Below are 17,010 nucleotides of genomic sequence, written 5' to 3'. Positions count from 1 at the left end.
CTGGCCATGCAGCCCAAGGCGATGCTGTTCGACGAGCCCACCAGCGCCCTGGACCCGGAGATGGTCGGCGAGGTGCTCGACGTGATGACCCCGACCCCCACCCCCACACCTCGCCGATCTTGCACTTTGGGTTGTCGATGTGAGGGTTATGCCCTCTTATGTCGCGACAGTAAGTGCAAGATCGGCGAGGCGGTCGGCGGAGGCAGGGGTTAGCGCGTCTCGACGACCTTGCCGTCGACCGCTGCGTCGTTCGGGGTGGATGCCGAGCCGAGGCGTGCGAGCAGGCCGGCCAGGTCGATGCCGGTGAGGTCGCTGCCGAGCTGCAACCCCTGTGCCACGTTGCCGGCCACCGACTTCGTCAGCGACGACGCCCCGTCGGTGGAGATCACCGTCATCTTGTCGATCGCCCCGATCGGAGCGCTGGCCGCCTCGACGACCTGCGGCAGGACCTTGACCAGCAGGTCCAGTACCGCGGCCTCGCCGTACGCGGCGAACGACTCGGCCTTGCGGGCCATCGCCTCGGCCTCGGCCTGGCCCTTGGCCAGGATGGCCGCCGCCTCGGCCTGACCCTCGCGCTCGACCGCCTCGGCGATCGCGGAACGCCGCCGCTGCTCGGCCTCACCCTCCTTGGCACCCTCGATCGCGTTGGCCTCGGCGAGGGCCGCACGCCGTGCGCGCTCGCCCTCACCGGTGAGTCGCGCCTGTTCGGCGGAGGCCTGCGCGGCGGCGATGACCGCCTGGCGCTGCGCGTCCGCACTGAGCACCGCCGCGTTGCGGGACGCCTCGGCCTCCTGCTCCACCTTGTACCGGGCGGCGTCGGCCGGCTTGCGTACCTCGGTGTCCAGTAGGCGCTGCTTCAGCTCGGCGTTGCGCTCGGCCACCTTCTGCTGCTCGGAGAGGATCGCCTGGTCCCGTTCCGCCTGGGCCAGCGGCCCGGCAGCGGCCGACCTGGCCTTCGCCGCGTCGATCTCCGCCTGGATGCCGGCCTGCTTGAGGGCCAGGTTGCGGTTCGCCTCGGCGATGGCCTCCTCGGCGAGCAGCCGCTCCTGCTCGGCCTGCTGCCGGGCCCGCGCCTCGGCGATGGCCGCGTCCTTGAGCACCCGGGCGGCCTCGGGCCGGCCCAGGTCCTGGAGGTAGGAGCCCTCGGCGAGGATGTCCTGGAGTTGGAACGTGTCGAGCACCAGCCCCTGGTTGGTCATCGAGTGCTCGGCCTCCTCGGCCACGGCGCTGGCGAACGCCGCGCGGTCCCGGATGACCTCCTCGACGGTGAGCCGGCCGACGATCGAGCGCAGCGCGCCGGCCAGCACCTCCCGGGTGAAGTTGTCGATCTCGTCCTGCTGGTGCAGGAACCGCTGCGCCGCCGCCCGGATCGCGTCCTCGGTGCCTCCGACCTTGACGATCGCCACACCGTGCAGGTCGGCACGGATGCCCTGCTTGCTGACCGCGCCCCGGATGCCGACGTCGATCCGCCGGCTGGACAGGTCGAGCGACTGGAGCTTCTGTACCACCGGGAGCACGAAGACCGAGGCCCCGAGCACCACCTTCTGCCCGGAGGTGTCGGTCGACCGGCCGCCGTCGGCGGTGTGCGTGGTGCGCCCCTTGCGGCCCGTGACGATGAACGCCTCGTTCGGGCCGGCCACCTTGATCCGGGAGAGCACGAACAACACCAGGACGAGCGCGAGGACGACCGCGCCGCCGACAGCTATCAACAGGGGCATGGAGGGGGGTCCTGTCTGCGAGGAGGAATCAGTAGGTTTCGACGTGCACGCTGGTCTCGCTGAGCGCCTGCACGACGAAGATCTGCGCGCCCATCGGAATTGGCTGGTCGGCGCGGGCGTTGAGCTTGACCGGGTGGCCGGCGACGCGTACCCGCACCTCGCCGTACCCGTCGACAGGCACCGGCGTGACGACCAGGCCGAGCGCACCGACCAGGTCGTCCCGGGTGGGGGTGGGGTCGGTGCGCATGTTGCGCGCCGCCCGGCTGAACCGCGACGCCAGCCACGCCGTGGGCACGGCCGCGAGCAGGCCGCCGGCCGCCGCGCCCGCGATCATTCCAGGGGTACGCGCACCGAGCAGTTCGTTGACGATCGCCCCGCCGAACCCGAATGCTCCGGCGAAACCCGCGATCGTCTCGGTGGAGATCGGCCCGTCCACGCCGGGATGCCCGAAGTGGAGCAACTCGCTGCCGAGCAGGGCGAGCGCCAGCACCGCGACACCGGCTCCGCCGATGATCAGAAAGATGAGCGTCCCCGTGGCCACGACCTGCACGATATCGATCCCGCGCAACGGCGTCGTCCTGTCCAACGGCTCAGTGTGGTGCCACGCTCACCTCCAACTCCGAGAGCTGTTCGGGCAGCGGCTGGCGGACGAGTTCGCGCCCCGCCGTGTCGGCGAGCACGAAGTCACCTTCGTACGGCTGCCGGTAGAGCAGTCGGTCGTCGCCGGCCCAGACGGCGTCGGCGACCGGCAGCGCGTTGACGACCCGCCCGGTGGCGGTCTCCACCAGCAACGGCTCCTGCTGGCCCTGCACGACGACCCGGCGACCGTCCGGCGACCAGGCCCACGGACCGGCGGGATCGCCAGGTAGCGGCTCCGACCGGGTCGGTTGTCCGTCGTCGGCGGAGAACATCTGCACGCCACTTCGCGGGTGCCGGATCGACTCGGACCGTGGCTTGCCCTTGGCGGTCTGTGGCAGTGCCACCTCCCGACCGTCGCGAGTCCAGACGAAGGAGCACTGGTCGGTGCAGAAGTAGCGCTGCCGGGACACCTGATGCGTACGCCTCCTGCCGTCCCGATCGACCACGACGAAGCCGAAGTGGTCCAGCTGATCGGTGGTGAACAGAAGGTGGCGACCGTCCGGTGACCAGGTCGGGCGATTCAGCGCAGGGCCGACCTCGTGCCAGCGGGTCTTACCGGTCGCCATGTCCACGAGGCCGACCTCACGTGGACGGTCCTCCTCGACGACCGCCACCAGCGACCCGGTCGGTGCGGGGAAGATGCCGTCGTACCGATCGGTGGGGACGTAGCGGCCCCGGCTCCGGTCCAGCAGGAATCCGTTGCCCGAACCGCCGGTGAACTGTGCCCGTGTCACTTCCCAGTTCCCCGGCAGCACGAGCGGCGTGGCGGTCCAGTTCGCTGCCGGGACGGGCCGGACCGACGGTGACGAGGTGATCGAGGGTGACGGAGTCACGGTCGGGGGCGGCGTCGCCGGAGTCGGGGCCGGCCGGGGTCGGAGCAGTACGAACGGCACAGCCGCCACCACGACCGCGACGACCGCCGCCGCGCTCACGGTCAGCCGTCGCCGACGGCGCAGCCGACGACCCCGGCCGAGCGCCCGGGCGGCGAGCCCCGGAGCGGGCGCGGCGCCGTCGGCGAGATCGCGTACGGCCCCGCGGAGCACCTCGTCCAGATAAGTGGTCATCGCGTCACCTCCGGGCGGCTGGTCAGCTCGTCCAGCCGCGGTACGAGACGCCGGAGCCGTGCCAGTGCCTTGGCGCTCTGGCTGGCGACCGTGCCGGCTCGGCAGCCGAGCAGCGTCGCGGTCTGCTCGACGCTGAGGTCCTCCAGGTAGCGCAGGGTCAGCACGGCCCGTTGGCGTGGCGGCAGCGCCCGCAGAGCCTCCAGCAGAAGCAACCGCAGATCCGTCTCGTGGCCGCCGTCGCCGGTCGCCGCCCGTTCCGGTAACTCCGCCACGGGCACCTCCGTGCGCCGCCCTCGTCGTCGCCAGCCGGATACCTGGTCGTGGTACAGGATGCGTTTCACGTACGGCTCGGCGTCACCCCTGATCCGCGGCCACCGTGCGTACGCCTTGGCCAGCGCGTTCTGGAGCAGGTCCTCCGCCGCGTGTTGATTGCCGGCCAGCGCGTACGCGACGCGCAGCAGAGCGGCACCCCGCTCCTGAACGAACGTGGTGAACTCCCCGTCGACATCCGCCACCGCCCACCTCCGAAGTTCAGACGCCGGGCGGCGGCGGAAGTTTGCCTCGCCGCGCGGGACAATGGCGACATGCGCTGGACCGTGCTCGACTCGCCGATCGGCGAGTTCTCCGTGGCTACCGACGGCACGAGTGTCTGCGGAGCGCACTTCGGCCGGATCGAGGGGGCGGTCGACGAGCCCGGCGACCCGCTGTCCCGGCAGGCCGTGGCGGAGCTGCGGGCGTACTTCGGTGGTGAGCTGACGGCGTTCACCGTGCCCGTCGCCGCCCCGCGCGGCTCCGAGTTCGAGCGGGCGGTGTGGCGTGAGATGACCCGCATCCCGTACGGCGGGACGCTGACGTACGGCGAGGTGGCGCGGCTGGTCGGCGACCCGGGCGCGGCACGGGCGGTGGGGGTGGCCTGCAACCGCAATCCGGTGCCGGTGATCGTGCCGTGCCACCGGATCGTCGGCGCGGGCGGCAAGCTGGTCGGCTTCGGCGGGGGTCTGCCGCGCAAGGTCACGCTGTTGGAGCTGGAGGCCGGCGTCGCGCTGCGACACGCCTGGTCCTGACCCGTTGATCGTTGGTTGCCGAGCGATTCGACACGCCGAGCAGCGTGCTGCCGAACTGCCACCGATCGCCGCACTGGCGGTGCCCGGACGCGGCGAGGGCCGGGTCCGACAGGACCCGGCCCTCGCCGATGCTGCTGGTGGTTCAGCGGGTCAGCGCTCGACCTCGCCGGCGATGAACTCCTCGACGGCCTGGTGGGCGTCGTGGTCGGCGTACTGCACCGGCGGGGACTTCATGAAGTACGACGAGGCCGACAGGATCGGGCCGCCGATCTTGCGGTCCAGCGCGATCTTCGCGGCCCGGACGGCGTCGATGATGACACCGGCCGAGTTCGGCGAGTCCCACACCTCGAGCTTGAGCTCGGCGTTGAGCGGGGTGTCGCCGAAGGAGCGACCCTCGAGGCGGATGTACGCCCACTTGCGGTCGTCCAACCACGGCACGTGGTCCGACGGGCCGATGTGCACGTCGCTCTTGCTCATCTCGTGCGGGATCTGCGAGGTGACCGACTGGGTCTTCGAGATCTTCTTCGAGACCAGCCGCTTGCGCTCCAGCATGTTCATGAAGTCCATGTTGCCGCCGAAGTTGAGCTGGTACGTGCGCAGCAGCTCGACGCCCCGGTCCTCGAAGAGCTTCGCGAGGGCGCGGTGCACGATGGTGGCGCCGACCTGGCTCTTGATGTCGTCACCGACGATCGGCAGGCCCGCGTCGGTGAACTTCTGGGCCCACTCCGGGTTGGAGGCGATGAAGACCGGCAGGGCGTTGACGAACGCGCAGCCGGCGTCGATCGCGGCCTGGGCGTAGAACTTGGCGGCCTGCTCGGAGCCGACCGGCAGGTAGCAGACGACGACGTCCACCTGCGCGTCGCGCAGCGTCTGCGCCACGTCGACGGGGGTGGCGTCGGACTCCTCGACGATCTCGCGGTAGTACTCGCCCAGACCGTCGAAGGTCGGGCCGCGCTGCACGGTGACGCCGGTCGGCGGCACGTCGCAGAGCTTGATGGTGTTGTTCTCGCTGGCGACGATCGCCTCCGAGAGGTCCATGCCCACCTTCTTGGCGTCCACGTCGAATGCCGCGACGAACTCCACGGAGTTGACGTGGTAGTCGCCGAAGGCGACGTGCATGAGACCCGGGACGCGGTCGTTCGGGTTGGCGTTCCGGTAGTACTCGACGCCCTGAACCAGGGACGAGGCGCAGTTACCCACACCGACGATGGCGACGCGGACGGAGCCCATAGCGTCTGCCTCCTTCTTTTCTGTCACGGCCGCTCATTCCTGGTCTCTCCAGGCGGAGGCGGGCTGTTGTCTTCTCGTCGGCCACCGGCTGTCCCGATGTTCGGGACCGTCGGGGCTCGGCCGGAGCGCTCGTTGGCGATGAGCTCCTCCAGCCAGCGGACCTCGCGCTCACAGGCATCAAGGCCGTGGCGCTGCAGTTCCAGCGTGTAAGCGTCGAGGCGCTCGGCCGCCCGGCCCAGCACGTCGCGAAGCCCTTCGCGACGCTCCTCGATCTTGCGGCGGCGACCCTCCAGAATGCGCAGGCGGGTCGCCTGGTCGGTCCGGGCGAAGAACGCGAAGTGCACCCCGAAGCCCGTGTCGTCGTACGTCTCGGGCCCGGCCTGTGCGATGAGCTGGGCGAAGCGTTCCTTGCCCTCCGCGGTGATTTTGTAGACCACCCGACCTCGTCGGCTGGTCAGCGCGGGAACCTCCTCGGCGGTGGCGGGTGTCTCGGCGGCTTCGGTGATCCAACCCGCCGCCTGCAACCTGCGCAGGGTCGGGTAGAGCGAGCCGTAGCTGATCGCCGCCCGGATCGCGCCGAGTTTGGCGGTCAGCTCCTTGCGCAGCTCGTAGCCGTGCATCGGAGACTCCTGCAGGAGGCCGAGGATGGCGAATTCGAGCACGGGCCATCCTCCCTTTACCCTCCGGCGCGGAGCGGTAACCGCCGCGATGTATCGGACCGATACATCGCACGTTAGCGGCTGGCGCCGGCCAGCACAAACCCCCGTTCCGGGGTGCTGTCGTCACGCATCGTGAGCGTGGTCGCCTCGTCGGGCCGGACCGCGTACCCTTCTCGGCATGCGCACGTCTCGCCAGGTGGTCGACTACTCGCTTCAGAAGCGAGCGGTCCTGCGTGAGCTCCTGGCTGGCCGGGTCGGCACGTACGACGTGTGCGACGCCTCGCCGTACCTGAAGAACGCTGCGCGGTTCCACGGCGAACCGACCGACCAGCGTTGCCCGATCTGTCGCAGCGAGAATCTGACCCTGGTCCACTACATTTACGGCGACGAACTCAAGCAGTCCGCCGGCCAGGCCCGCACGCTGGCCGAGTTGCCCGCGCTAGCGATGACGCTACGTGAGTTCCAGGTCTTCGTGGTGGAGGTGTGCCTCGGCTGTGACTGGAACCATCTCGTCGAGCAGTACCTGCTCGGCCGGGATGGTCTCACCGGTGACGGCGACAGTGCCGGCGCCGGCGCGCAGGACGCGACGGCCGCCGAGGGCGTGGGTCGGCGGAGGCGAGAGGCGCAACGGTGATCTCAGTTGGTTCGACCGGCTCCGGGGCCGTGGACATGACCCGGGACGGTCGACCACTCGTTGGTCCGATTAGCCCCATTGATTCAGCAATGACCCTGGCGAACCGGCACCCTTGTGCCGGCGTTACGGGTGAAGCAACTCACGGCAACCCGGTGGCGGCGCTGTCGCGCCCCACCGCGACCGGCAGGGTGTGAAGAATGAACTCGTACGGCGATCCCAGTTCCGCGCGCGGTCGGGCCGAGTACCCGGGTCCCGACGGTGACCCCGGACCGGGCGCGGACGACGCGTACCGCAGACCCGGCGGTGACTCCCGCGCGGGTGGTTGGTCCTCCGCGGAGCCCGCGGCGCCCCCCGGTCGGGCCCCGGTGACACCGAGAGCGGCCGGCGGTCGCGCGTCGGTCGGTGGCTCGGCCTCCGTGCCACCGCCCGGCGGTGCCGCCGGGTCCGCGTCGGTGGGCTCGGCCACGCCCGGCCGGCCCGGTCGCGCCTCGGTGCCCGTGTCCCCTGCACCCGGTGCGGCCGCGGGTCGCGCCGGCGCCGGACGGGCCTCCGTTCCGGTGTCACCTGCGCCGGGAGCGCCCGCCGGTCGGGCCCGGGTGGGCACCGCCGCCGTCGGCGCCGCCTCGGCGGGCCGGGCCAGTGTCGGCTCCGCGTCGGTGGGTGGCCGTGCCGCGGTCGCCCGGGCGAGTGTCTCGCCGGTCTCGGGCGGTCCGGGTGGTCCCGGCGGCCCAGGTGGTCCCGGCGGCCCGGGTGGTCCGAACGGGCCAGGTCGTGGCGGTCGCGGCGCGGGTGATCCGGCAGCGGCGGCCCGTGCCAAGAAGCGCAAGCGGATGAACCTGCTGATCGCCGGGTTCGCCGTCTTCATCATGCTCGCCGGTGTCGGCGTGGTCGGCTTCACCTACTACTCGACGAACGTCGTCATGCCCAACGAGCTGCCGCTGCCGCTGTCCACCACGGTGTACGCCAAGGACGGCAAGACCACGCTCGCCAAACTCGGCAGCGAGAACCGCACCTTCGTCACCATCAGCCAGATCCCGCAGCACGTGCAGGACGCCGTCGCCGCCGCCGAGGACCGGAACTTCTACCGGCACTCGGGCGTCGACTACAAGGGCATCGTCCGGGCAGCGTGGAACAACGTCTCCAACGGTGACAAGCAGGGCGCGTCGACGATCACCCAGCAGTACGCCCGCAACGCGTTCGAGAATCTCCAGGACGACACGTACGGGCGCAAGGTCAAGGAGGCGATCCTCGCCTCCAAGCTGAACGACGCGTACAGCAAGCCGGAGATCATGCAGCACTACCTCAACGTGATCTACTTCGGTCGCGGCGCGTACGGCATCGAGGCTGCGGCGCAGACGTACTTCGGCAAGTCGGCGATCAAGCTCACCCCCGCCGAGGGCGCCGTCCTGGCCGCGCTGATCAAGCAGCCGGTGGCGACCGACACCCACAAGGGCTACGACCCGGCGGTCAACCCGACCGACGCCAAGACCCGGTGGGACTACGTGATCGACGGGATGAAGAAGGAGGGCTGGTTGGACTCCCCCAACCACCCGCCGGCGCCCACCGCGTACCCGAAGGTGCTGCCACCGAAGAAGGGCGGCAACGGCTTCGGCGTCGACAGCCCCCGGGGCAACGTCATCAACTACGTCCGTCAGGAGATGGACGCGATGGGCCTCTGCTCCGACAGCGGCGCGGAGGGCAAGACGAGCTGTGTCGACGCGCTGCGGGACGGCGGCTACCGGATCACCACGACCATCGACCCGAAGCTCCAGACGGCCGCCGAGAACGTCGCGATGCAGTCGAAGAAGGGCTCGGAGCTCAACGACCAGCCCAAGAACCTGATGGCGGCGGTGGTCTCGATCGACCCGAAGAAGGGCCGCGTGCTCGCCTACTACGGCGGTGACAGCGGCGCCGACTTCGACTACGCCGGCAAGAACACCGACAAGAACGGTGACCTGACCGGTGGTCACTCGCCGGGCTCGTCGATGAAGGTCTACACCCTGGCCGCCGCTATCGAGGCGGGCATCTCGGTGAAGTCGCACTGGGACCCGACGCCGTACAAGCCCGAGGGCTCCGCGGTCGCGATCGGTAACGCCGGCCGCACCAACCTCAAGTGCGGCAAGAACTGCACCCTCGAAGAGTCGACGATCCAGTCGTACAACGTGCCGTTCTACTGGGTCACCAAGACGATCGGCGCCGAGAAGGTGGTCGACATGGCCCGCAAGGCGGGCGTGACCACCATGTGGGGCGTCGACCCGCCGCAGGCGTTCGACCTGGCGAAGAAGGGGCCGAACCCGTTCGACAACTACACCGGTTTCGGCAAGTACCCGCTCACCGTGTTCGACCACGCGAACGCGATGGCGACGTTCGCCAACGACGGCAAGTACATCAAGGCGCACTTCGTCATCAAGGTCGAGCAGCAGGACAAGAACACCGGCAAGTGGAAGGTCGTCGGCAGCGAGCGCATCAAGCCGGAGCAGCGGATCGACAAGAAGATCACCGACGAGGTCACCGCGGTCCTGAAGCAGATCCCCGCCCCCAACAGCCTTTCGCTGGAGGACGGCCGCCAGGCCGCCGCCAAGACGGGCACCTGGGAGTACGACAGCAAGGACAACTCGCAGGCCTGGACGGTCGGCTACACCCCGCAGGTCGCCACGGCCGTCTGGGTGGGCAGCCGGGACCCGAAGAAGCCGCAGATCCGCCTCGCGGGTGGTAAGCCGATCGGCGGTTCGACCCTTCCCGGTCCGATCTGGGAGAAGTACATGAACACCGCCCTCAAGGGGCAGGAGGAGATCCCCCTGCCCACCGTCACCGGCGAGGGCGACGTCACCAAGGGCAACGGCAAGGCGCCGGCGGCACCACCGCCCGGGCAGCCGGGTCAGCCAGGCCAGCCGGGCCAGCCGGGCCAGCCGGGCCAGACCTGTGACCCGCTGACCAATCCGTTCTGCCCCCGCAACAACGGCAACCCCGGGGGGAACAACCCGGGCGGTCCTGGTGGGCCCGGTGGTCCGAACGGCGGCTAGCCGCCGCCCGACCTGCCACTGACCACCATGGATTGAGAGCCGCAGCGCACACACCGCCGCCGGCCGGACGACCTGTCCGGCCGGCGGTCGGCGTAGCGGCACCGGTCACTCGTCGACGGCGGCCGTACGGGTTCTGACCTGGGCGGGCCGACGAGTACATGACTCATCGCTGCGAGTACGGCAGGATGCCTCTTTATGAGCACCCAGTCGACGCCCGGCATCGACGACGCCGGAACCACCGACCACCCGTCCCGCTCCGACGGGTTCGTCCGGGGCCTCTCCGGTGCCATCGGCGGGCCGCTCGGCGACCACGCGACGGCGCTGGACCGGCCGGCTGGCCCGGAACGCCGGTTCTGGACCGCCGTCCGGATCGTCCTGGCGCTGGCCTGCCTCACGCTGGCGCTGCACTGGGTGCAGAAATCGCCGTGCCAGGACGGCGCCTGGCAGAACAACGTGCAGTACAACCGGTTCTGCTACACCGACGTGCTCGCCCTCTACTACGCCGAGGGCCTCAACGAGGGCAAGGTGCCCTACCGGGACCACCCGGTGGAATATCCGGTGCTGACCGGCTACTTCATGGGTGCCCTCGGTCTGCCGGTGCACGCGATCGGCAAGGGTGACCCGAGCATCAACCAGGGCCAGTGGTTCTACAACCTCAACGCCCTCGTGCTGGGTGCACTCGCCGTGGCCACCGTCGCGGTGATCCTCGCGTTGCGCCGCCGACGACCCTGGGACGCGGCGTTGTTCGCGCTCGCCCCGGCGCTGGTGCTCACCGCCACCGTCAACTGGGATCTACTCGCCATCGGGTTGGCGGCGTTCGGTCTGTTGGCCTGGGCCCGGCGACAACCGGTGGCGGCCGGCGTGCTGCTCGGGTTGGCCGGCGCGGCGAAACTCTGGCCACTGTTCCTGCTGGGTCCGATCCTCGTCCTGGCCCTACGGGCCAACCGACTCCGCGCCGCGCTGACCGCCCTCGGCGCAGCGGTGGTGGCCGTGGTGCTGGTGAACCTGCCCGCGTACCGGGCCAACCCGGATAACTGGGGCCGGTTCTTCGAGCTGAACACCACGCGGCCCATCGACTGGGGCACGCTCTGGTACATCGGGCGCTACCTCGACGGCAAGGTCGGCAACGACCCCGGCCAGCAGGGCCCGTTCGAATGGTTGAACACCAACACCCCGACCCTGAACACCATCTCGTACGCCCTGTTCGCGCTTGCCTGCCTCGGTGTGGCCGTGCTGGCGCTGCGCGCGCCGCGCCGGCCGCGGCTCGCCCAGCTCGCCTTCCTGGTGGTGGCCGCCTTCCTCATCTTCAGCAAGGTCTGGTCCCAGCAGTTCGTGCTCTGGATGCTGCCGCTGGTGGTGCTGGCCCGGCCGAAATGGGGGGCCTTCCTGGCCTGGCAGCTCGCCGAGGTCTGCTACTTCGTGGCCTTCTACGGCGAACTGCTCGGCGCGGCGACCAGCCGTCCCGTCTTCCCGGAAGGCGTGTTCGTGCTGGCGTCGACGCTCCGGCTGGCGACCGTGGTGACCCTGTGCGTGCTGGTCGTCCGGGAGATCCTGCACCCCGAGCAGGACGCGGTACGCGCCAACTACCCCGACGACCCGGACGGGGGTGTCCTCGACGGCGCACCGGACGCACCCTGGCTGGACCGGTGGCGTCGCCAGCCGACGACCGACGAACCCGAACCCGCGAGCGTCCCTGCGTGAGGGGGCGTCAGAGCCGGTACACCACCGCGTCGCCGACCTCCTGACGCGTGATGCCGAGCGACTCGACAGGTGCGTCGATGGTGATCTCCCACGGTGTGCCGGGTACGTCGTCGCGCAGCAGCACCACCGTCCGCACACCGAGCGTCCGAAGGTAGTCGACGCTCGTCCGGTCGGGGAACGACTGGCTGACCCGGCGGACGTCGTCGAGCTGCCGGGGCGTGAAGCCACTGCCGCCGTTCGCCACGTCCGGGAATCCGCTCGTCGACCAGAGCATCACGTGCTGGTCGATGCCCTGGTCGCTGGGCAGCACGAGCAGTGGACCCTGGGCCGAGCGCATCGCGGCGGGTTGCGTCGGCACCACCGGATGCGGGGTGGTGTTCAGCCCTTCGACGGTGACCAGCAGCAGCGGCAGCAGCGTGGCGATCCGCAGCCACGGACCAGGCCAGGACGGAATCCGCTGCGCGGCCAGCTCACGGACCCGGTCGGTGAGGGCGGTGACCGCGCCGGCCGCGAGCAGCGCGAGCAGCAACGTGGTCCAGAGCATCAACCGCCCGGGGGTACGCAACGCGTTCCAGCCCGGCGCGTGCTCGAACAGCGGCACGTAGGTGAAGGTGCCGTGGAAGAAGCGGGTACCCATCGCGAAGACCATCGTGACCAGCACACCGGCGAGCAGGAACAGCCGGTGCCGCAGCCGCCAGACCGAGAAGAACAACCCGCCGAACGCCAGCGCGTAGAGCACGAACCCCGGCAGCAGGGTCATCTCCGCGTGCCACGGCAGCGCCGCGCGGGCACCCTCGTGCAAACCGCCCCAGATCCGTGATTCGGCGGGCGCGGTCACGAAGCCGGACGCCGGCGGCGAGAAGACACTGATGTCGCGGACGGTCCGCTCGGCGTACGGGTGCAGCTCGGTCACCTGGAAGTACGGGAGAGCCATCAGCAGGCCCACCCCGGCGAAGAACACCCCGCCGACCAGGTCGGCCACGAGGAGCCGGCGACCGAACGGCACGGCCCGACCGGAGCGCAGCCGCTTCACGACGTACAACACGGCGGCGACCAGCACCGCGCAGGCCAGGAAGTACGCGAACGGCAGGCCGATGCCGAAGCCGAGGCTGATCTGCCAGGCCGCCACCAGCCATCCGGCGTACACCCAGCCGTCGTGTCGCAGCTCGGGCCGGTAGCCGCGCCGCAGCGACCAGCCGTGCCCTCGCGCGAGCATCGCGAGGGCCAGCGGAATGCCACCGTTGGAGAGCACGTGCAGGTGCCCGGCCTGGGCGAGCAGCCACGGCGCGTACGCGTAGCCGACCCCGGCGACGGCGGCGCCGATCCGACCGGCACCCAGTTGGCGGGCCAGGGCGTACGCCCCGAACGTGGCGAGCGCGTGCGCCAGCACGAACATGATGTTGTAGCGCAGCACCGCGTCCTCGGGGCCGCTGCCGAGCATCCCGGCCGGGGCGTAGCCGAGCAGCGTGTCGGAGAACGCGAAGCTCCACAGTTCCGGGAAGAACGTGTTCGACTGCCACAGGCGCGCCGGATCGGCCAGGAGGATGTGCCCGGACCAGGCCATCTGCCACGCCTGGAGGCTCGGGTCCCAGGTGTCCTGCGGCAGGGTGTAACGCGGGTAGCGCAGCGTCGGCCAGGTCATCAGCACGGCCAGTGCCACCGAGGCGAGGGCCGCCAGGGTCCACTCGTGGACCAGGAACCGACCGACCGGCCGGGCGGCCCGGGTGAGCACGGTGGGCCGAGGTTCCGGGGCCGAGGCGAAGGCCTCCCAGCGGTCGGGCTCGACCGGCTCGGCCTCGCTGTCGGCGTCGTCACCGACCTTGCCGCCCTCGGGCTTCTCGCCGTCCTTCACCACCGCACCCTTGGCGGCACCGGGCTTCGTGGCGTCGGCCTTCTCGTTGCCGGCGCTCGTCGTACCGTCGCCCTTGGCCGTGGCGGTCTCGTCGTCACCGGCGCTCTTCGCGCCGCCGTTCTCGGCGGCGTCGCCCTTCGTGGTCGTCCTGGCGATCTTCGGGCCGCTGTCCGGCGCCGGGTCGTCCCGGGGCGTGTCACTCGTCGTGGTCCCGGCCGAGGCGATGGGGACGTCGCCGGTGGGCGGCGTGGCCGGTCGGATCGGGTCATTGCCGGTGGACGTGGACCGCGCCTTTCCCGGCTTGGACTTTCCGGTCTTCATGCTGCCGGGCGCTCCGTCGGGAGCTGCTGGCGCAGGAAGTCGATGTCGGCGCCCTGGCCCGCGACGCCGCCCGGGGTCTCGACGACCACCGGCGCTCCGGCGGCCCGGATCACGGCCACCACCAGCTCCGGATCGATCGTCCCGCCGTCGAGGTTGTCGTGCCGGTCCTGCCCGGAGTTGAACGCGCCCTTGGAGTTGTTGGCGTGTACCAGATCGATCCGCCCGGTGATCGCCTTCACCCGGTCGACGAGACCGAGCAGTTCCTCACCCCCGGCGTACGCGTGACACGTGTCCAGGCAGAAGCCGACCTCGTAATCGCCGATCGTGTCCCAGAGCCGGGCGAGCGCGTCCAGCCGGCGGGCGCACGCGTTGTCGCCGCCGGCCGTGTTCTCGATCAGGACCGGAACGCCGAATCCGCCCGAGTCGGCCGCGTACGCAAAGGTCTTGCGCCAGTTGTCGAAGCCGACGGCCAGGTCGTCACCGGCGTTGACGTGCCCACCGTGGACGATCAGGCCCTTCGCGCCGATCTCGGCCGCGGCGGTCGCGTGCCCGAGCAGCAGCTTGCGGCTGGGGATGCGGATGCGGTTGTTGAGGGTCGCCACGTTGATGACGTACGGGGCGTGCACGTAGAGGTCGACCTCGGCGGCGCGCAGCCGCTCGGCGTCCTCCCGCGGCTTGGGGGCCTTCCATCCCTGCGGGTCGGAGAGGAAGAACTGCACGGTGTCGGCGGACCGGGCGGCTGCCTCCGCCAGCGGGTCGGTCGAATCGACGTGGGCTCCGATACGCATGGCAGCGAGCCTACGTCGCAACCCCGACGGGTGCGGTGACGGCCGGCGCGATGTCGTCACCCCGGCTGACGGACGATCGTTGATGGAACGGGACCCGGCGAACGGGGCCCGGGGCTGATCGCGGCGGGTTCGCCGCGCATGGTGACCGGTGTTCGTCAGCCCGAGAGCGAGATCATCCCCGTGGCGCGGCCCGGCGCTGCGGGGACGATCGGCACCTTTGCATAATCTCGGAAATTTCTGCCTTTTGCCCCGACAGGGGACGACAGCCGTTGTATCGTCAGATAACAACACGATAAAGCTCCGCGGGGCGTCTCCGGTCCAACCTCATCGGTGTGGTCGTTCCTCCCCAGGTCCCACCCAAGGAATGCGGACGGGACGCTCCGCGGCCTCGTTGACGGGGGCTCGCCACCGACCAGTGACGGTCGGACGGCGAGCCCCCGTCGGCATGCCCGCGATGTCGACCCGACCGCCCCGGGCATGATCGACCGGACCGGGTATCCTGGTCAGGTTGTCCGCGTCCGGCCGGGTTCCCCCGGCACGTGCGGGCAGCGACGCACGACCTCCTGCCACGGAAGGACCGTGGCCGCTTAGCCCACAGGAGGTGAGCACGTCTTGCGTCATTACGAGATCATGGTGATCCTCGACCCCAGCCTCGAGGAGCGCACCGTCGCCCCGTCGCTCGACACGTACCTGAACGTGATTCGGACCGCGGGTGGCTCGGTTGAGAAGACGGACGTGTGGGGCCGCAGGCGCCTCTCGTTCGAGATCAACAAAAAGGCCGAGGGCATCTACGCCGTCGTCGACCTGCAGGCCACGCCTGCTGCCGTGGCCGAGCTGGACCGTCAGCTCCGGCTGAACGAGTCCGTGCTGCGCACCAAGGTCATCCGGCCGGAGATGCGCTAAGCATTCAGTCCGGTCATTCAACCCGGTTCGCCCGGATCAGCCTCCGCGACTCTGTCGTACGGCTCTGAGAGCCTGTACGACGAGACGCTGAGTGCGCGAGGAGATGGTCATGGCAGGAGACACCACCATCACGGTCATCGGTAACTTGACCGATGACCCCGAGTTGCGGTTCACCCCGTCCGGTGCGGCGGTCGCCAAGTTCCGGGTCGCTTCGACGCCCCGTTTCATGGACAAGACCACCAATGAGTGGAAGGACGGCGAGCCGCTCTTCCTGGCTTGCACCGTGTGGCGTCAGGCGGCGGAGCACGTCGCCGAGTCGCTGCAGCGGGGCGCCCGCGTGATCGTCTCGGGCCGGCTGCGTCAGCGGTCCTACGAGACCCGCGAGGGCGAGAAGCGCACCGTCATCGAGCTTGAGGTCGACGAGATCGGCCCGTCGCTGCGCTACGCCACGGCGAAGGTGCAGAAAATGTCCCGCTCCGGTGGCGGTGGCGGTGGCGGCGGCTTCGGTGGTGGCGGTGGTGGTGGCCAGGGTGGCGGCGGAGGCAACTTCGACGACCCCTGGGCTTCGGCCGCACCCTCTCCCGCGCGTGCCGGTTCGGGCGGCAACTTCGACGAGGAGCCTCCGTTCTAATGGCGCCGAGCGCCCGCGATCGCAAACCAGGAGCAAGGTCCACGGCCAAGGCTGCGGCCCTTCGCAAGCCCAAGAAGAAGGTGAACCCGCTCGACAAGGACGGGATCGCCTACATCGACTACAAGGACACGGCGCTGCTGCGCAAGTTCATCTCCGACCGCGGCAAGATCCGCGCTCGGCGGGTCACCGGTGTGACCTCGCAGCAGCAGCGGCAGATTGCCCGCGCGGTCAAGAACGCCCGCGAGATGGCGCTTCTGCCGTACACCGCAACGGCCCGCTGAGAGGAGGCACCGATATGAAGATCATCCTGACTCAGGAAGTGTCCGGCCTCGGTGCCCCGGGCGACATCGTGGAGGTCAAGGACGGCTTCGGCCGTAACTACCTGCTGCCGCAGGGCTTCGCGATCGCCTGGACCAAGGGCGCGGAAAAGCAGGTCACGGTCATCCAGCGGGCCCGCTCGGCCCGCGAGATCCGCGACCTCGACCACGCGAACGAGGTCAAGGGCCAGCTTGAGGGTCTCAAGGTCAACTTGAAGGCCCGCGCCGGCGACGGCGGTCGGCTCTTCGGCTCGGTCACCTCGGCCGAGATCGTCGACGCCGTCAAGGGCGCCGGTGGTCCGGTCCTCGACCGTCGCCGGCTGGAGGTGCCCGGTCACATCAAGTCGACCGGCACCTACCCGGTGAAGATCAAGCTGCACCCCGAGGTCACCGCATCGTTCAACCTGAACGTCGTTCAGGGCTGACGAAACGCCGGACCACGACGAGGGCCCGCACCGAGCGATCG

Annotated in this window: 16 protein-coding genes and 1 pseudogene; 9 read left to right on the top strand and 8 right to left on the bottom strand. The window is 70.1% G+C overall.

All coding sequences use genetic code 11. The features are described from left to right. A pseudogene (locus tag ABZU91_RS30640) lies at window positions 1–87 on the top strand (amino acid ABC transporter ATP-binding protein); the annotation flags it as partial. A gap of 122 nt (window positions 88–209) precedes the next feature. Here the strand turns inward: ABZU91_RS30640 and ABZU91_RS30635 are convergent. From ABZU91_RS30635 to ABZU91_RS30620, 4 genes are read right to left on the bottom strand one after another with little or no spacing between them, the layout of a single operon-like run. Further along, a complete protein-coding gene (locus tag ABZU91_RS30635) occupies window positions 210–1,718 on the bottom strand; it encodes an SPFH domain-containing protein (protein ID WP_355248072.1) in 1,509 nt (502 codons plus the stop codon). 28 nt (window positions 1,719–1,746) lie between these two features. After that, the gene (locus tag ABZU91_RS30630) at window positions 1,747–2,268 is read right to left on the bottom strand and encodes a hypothetical protein (RefSeq protein ID WP_355248087.1); all 522 of its coding nucleotides are present in this window, start codon (window positions 2,266–2,268) and stop codon (window positions 1,747–1,749) included. Window positions 2,269–2,308: 40 nt separating this feature from the next. Continuing rightward, the gene (locus ABZU91_RS30625) at window positions 2,309–3,421 is read right to left on the bottom strand and encodes a hypothetical protein (RefSeq protein ID WP_355248069.1); all 1,113 of its coding nucleotides are present in this window, start codon (window positions 3,419–3,421) and stop codon (window positions 2,309–2,311) included. Then, on the bottom strand, window positions 3,418–3,936 hold the full coding sequence (locus tag ABZU91_RS30620; RefSeq protein WP_355248066.1) for a SigE family RNA polymerase sigma factor: 519 nt from the start codon (window positions 3,934–3,936) through the stop codon (window positions 3,418–3,420). Before ABZU91_RS30620 ends, ABZU91_RS30625 begins: the two co-directional genes overlap by 4 nt. A 69-nt stretch (window positions 3,937–4,005) precedes the next feature. On the opposite strand from ABZU91_RS30620, the gene ABZU91_RS30615 reads away from it, so the two are divergent. Beyond that, window positions 4,006–4,485 carry a methylated-DNA--[protein]-cysteine S-methyltransferase gene (locus ABZU91_RS30615; protein WP_355248063.1) on the top strand — a complete coding sequence of 160 codons (480 nt, stop codon included), beginning with the start codon at window positions 4,006–4,008 and terminating at the stop codon, window positions 4,483–4,485. A gap of 150 nt (window positions 4,486–4,635) precedes the next feature. Here ABZU91_RS30615 and ABZU91_RS30610 read toward each other — a convergent pair whose 3' ends face one another. Together ABZU91_RS30610 and ABZU91_RS30605 are read right to left on the bottom strand one after the other, a co-directional pair. After that, window positions 4,636–5,715, bottom strand: a complete 1,080-nt coding sequence (locus ABZU91_RS30610) for an inositol-3-phosphate synthase (protein WP_355248060.1) — start codon at window positions 5,713–5,715, stop codon at window positions 4,636–4,638. A 23-nt stretch (window positions 5,716–5,738) separates the two neighbouring features. Continuing rightward, a complete protein-coding gene (locus tag ABZU91_RS30605; protein ID WP_030331823.1) occupies window positions 5,739–6,377 on the bottom strand; it encodes a PadR family transcriptional regulator in 639 nt (212 codons plus the stop codon). 175 nt (window positions 6,378–6,552) lie between these two features. Between ABZU91_RS30605 and ABZU91_RS30600 the strand changes: the two genes are divergently transcribed. The 3 genes from ABZU91_RS30600 (at window position 6,553) to ABZU91_RS30590 (ending at window position 11,732) form a co-directional block, all read left to right on the top strand. Further along, on the top strand, window positions 6,553–7,008 hold the full coding sequence (locus tag ABZU91_RS30600) for a DUF5318 domain-containing protein (RefSeq protein WP_355248057.1): 456 nt from the start codon (window positions 6,553–6,555) through the stop codon (window positions 7,006–7,008). 197 nt (window positions 7,009–7,205) lie between these two features. Continuing rightward, window positions 7,206–10,031, top strand: coding sequence for a transglycosylase domain-containing protein (locus ABZU91_RS30595; protein WP_355248055.1), 2,826 nt, complete (start codon window positions 7,206–7,208; stop codon window positions 10,029–10,031). Window positions 10,032–10,226: 195 nt separating this feature from the next. Beyond that, on the top strand, window positions 10,227–11,732 hold the full coding sequence (locus ABZU91_RS30590; RefSeq protein ID WP_355248052.1) for a glycosyltransferase 87 family protein: 1,506 nt from the start codon (window positions 10,227–10,229) through the stop codon (window positions 11,730–11,732). 7 nt (window positions 11,733–11,739) lie between these two features. Here the strand turns inward: ABZU91_RS30590 and ABZU91_RS30585 are convergent, their stop codons facing one another. Then, on the bottom strand, window positions 11,740–13,905 hold the full coding sequence (locus ABZU91_RS30585; RefSeq protein ID WP_355248050.1) for a hypothetical protein: 2,166 nt from the start codon (window positions 13,903–13,905) through the stop codon (window positions 11,740–11,742). Continuing rightward, complete coding sequence (locus ABZU91_RS30580; RefSeq protein ID WP_355248047.1) at window positions 13,902–14,693, bottom strand: deoxyribonuclease IV; 792 nt, start codon at window positions 14,691–14,693, stop codon at window positions 13,902–13,904. Before ABZU91_RS30580 ends, ABZU91_RS30585 begins: the two co-directional genes overlap by 4 nt. Window positions 14,694–15,305: 612 nt before the next feature. Between ABZU91_RS30580 and rpsF the strand changes: the two genes are divergently transcribed. The 4 genes from rpsF (at window position 15,306) to rplI (ending at window position 16,969) form a co-directional block, all read left to right on the top strand. Continuing rightward, window positions 15,306–15,596 carry a 30S ribosomal protein S6 gene (rpsF, locus tag ABZU91_RS30575; protein ID WP_355248044.1) on the top strand — a complete coding sequence of 97 codons (291 nt, stop codon included), beginning with the start codon at window positions 15,306–15,308 and terminating at the stop codon, window positions 15,594–15,596. 91 nt (window positions 15,597–15,687) lie between these two features. After that, on the top strand, window positions 15,688–16,227 hold the full coding sequence (locus ABZU91_RS30570) for a single-stranded DNA-binding protein (RefSeq protein ID WP_355248041.1): 540 nt from the start codon (window positions 15,688–15,690) through the stop codon (window positions 16,225–16,227). Beyond that, window positions 16,227–16,508, top strand: a complete 282-nt coding sequence (gene rpsR, locus ABZU91_RS30565) for a 30S ribosomal protein S18 (RefSeq protein ID WP_355248038.1) — start codon at window positions 16,227–16,229, stop codon at window positions 16,506–16,508. The genes ABZU91_RS30570 and rpsR overlap by 1 nt, the downstream gene beginning before the upstream one ends. 14 nt (window positions 16,509–16,522) lie before the next feature. After that, window positions 16,523–16,969 carry a 50S ribosomal protein L9 gene (gene rplI, locus ABZU91_RS30560; protein ID WP_355248035.1) on the top strand — a complete coding sequence of 149 codons (447 nt, stop codon included), beginning with the start codon at window positions 16,523–16,525 and terminating at the stop codon, window positions 16,967–16,969. Window positions 16,970–17,010 lie beyond the last annotated feature (41 nt).

It is taken from the genome of Micromonospora sp. NPDC005174 (assembly GCF_040608495.1).
Classification (GTDB): Bacteria; Actinomycetota; Actinomycetes; order Mycobacteriales; family Micromonosporaceae; genus Micromonospora.
This window is presented reverse-complemented; position numbering and strand designations above follow the sequence as displayed.